The sequence below is a fragment of the Rhodococcus olei genome, from assembly GCF_039540555.1.
Taxonomy (GTDB): Bacteria; Actinomycetota; Actinomycetes; order Mycobacteriales; family Mycobacteriaceae; genus Rhodococcus_G; species Rhodococcus_G olei.
In genome coordinates, this window is record NZ_BAABFB010000082.1 from 1 (window position 1) to 1,352 (window position 1,352).

At 62.6% G+C, this 1,352-nt stretch carries 2 protein-coding genes; both read left to right on the forward strand.

Annotation, left to right across the window (positions count from 1 at the left end):
• Positions 1 to 346, forward strand: a 346-nt coding sequence (locus ABD951_RS27925; protein ID WP_345353427.1) for an integrase core domain-containing protein, incomplete at its 5' end; no start/stop codon positions are given.
• Between the two features lie 628 nt (positions 347 to 974).
• The coding region (locus ABD951_RS27930; protein WP_345353428.1) for a helix-turn-helix domain-containing protein at positions 975 to 1,352 on the forward strand (378 nt) is incomplete at its 3' end.

A 1,352-nucleotide genomic window follows, 5' to 3' on the forward strand; every position in this document is an offset into this window, starting at 1 on the left:
CGCGGCCGGCGATCAGGTGGCCGGCTGCATAGTGCACAGCGATCGCGGATCGCAGTTTCGCTCACGGAAGTTCGTCCATGCCCTGGGCCGTCAGGCGATGGTCGGCTCGATGGGCCGGGTCGGTGCCTGCGGCGACAACGCCGCCATGGAATCGTTCTTCGCGCTGCTGCAGAAGAACGTCCTCGACCGCCGACCCTGGGCCACCCGTGACGAGCTTCGGATTGCGATCGTCACCTGGATCGAACGGACCTACCACCGCCGCCGACGCCAGGCCCGGCGGCTCGGCAAGTTGACCCCCGTCGAATACGAGACAATCATGACCACGCCAGCCACTCAGGCTGCGTGACCGAATCTGTCACCCGATCGTGCAGCAGTCCCAAGTGCTTCACCTGCACACCGTGAACCGGGGGATAGGGCCCGCGCCCGGGATGGCTCAGCGCACTTACCAATTGCACCTGAAAATCGGGCTTCCGCCGCATAAGGAAGGGCCTCGAAGAGGCCGACGAACCCAGACGCGAAACCTCCGAATCGAGCGACCGTGACATTGCCTATCAAGGTCAATCCGACAGTTCCCTGTGCCGTCGTCGACTGTAGTACCGATACATCCATAGCGATCGAGGTCGCGTTCCGCTGGCTCCGCCTCCACAGAGAGCCAGGACAGCGGATTCTCCTGTTAGCCCGCAAGAAGTCCGACGTCATGAAACTCCGCGCAGTCGCACAGATCGCTCGTCACCCCGACGTCGTTATTGGGACAGCACTGGCACGGTATGGCGCCGTCTGGCAACAAGGGCCAGTGCTTGTACTTTGGGCTGAATCCACAGAGCTTACAAGGACCCCTGTTGCACGAGCGACAGCACTCTGCATTGTTGTTCGAACGTCGACCGAACGTGCATTGTGGGCCGACGCGGTGGGAGCGGAAACACTCAACTAGTGTTCTGAGTCGTTAATTCATTGGCAATTGGTTAGAGTGCAGCATGGCTGATGGGCGCGGACCGAAGTTAGCGGTTCTGGAACTGACCGAGTCCGAGCGAGAGGTGTTGCAGGGCTGGGTGAGACGCAGTAAGACCGCCCAAGCGCTCGCGACGCGGGCGCGGATCGTGCTGGCGTGTGCGGACGGGTTGTCCAACAGCGAGGTATCGCGGCAGTTGAGGGTGTCTCTTCCGACTGTCGGCAAGTGGCGCAAGAGGTTTGTCGAGTATCGACTCGACGGGTTGAGTGACGAGCCCCGGCCGGGGGCGCCCCGCAAGCTCGGCGATACCCAGGTCGAGGAAGTGATCACCAAAACCCTCGAGGAACTGCCGGCGGGCGGTGACAGTCACTGGTCGACCCGGTCGATGGCGGCCGCGACCGGG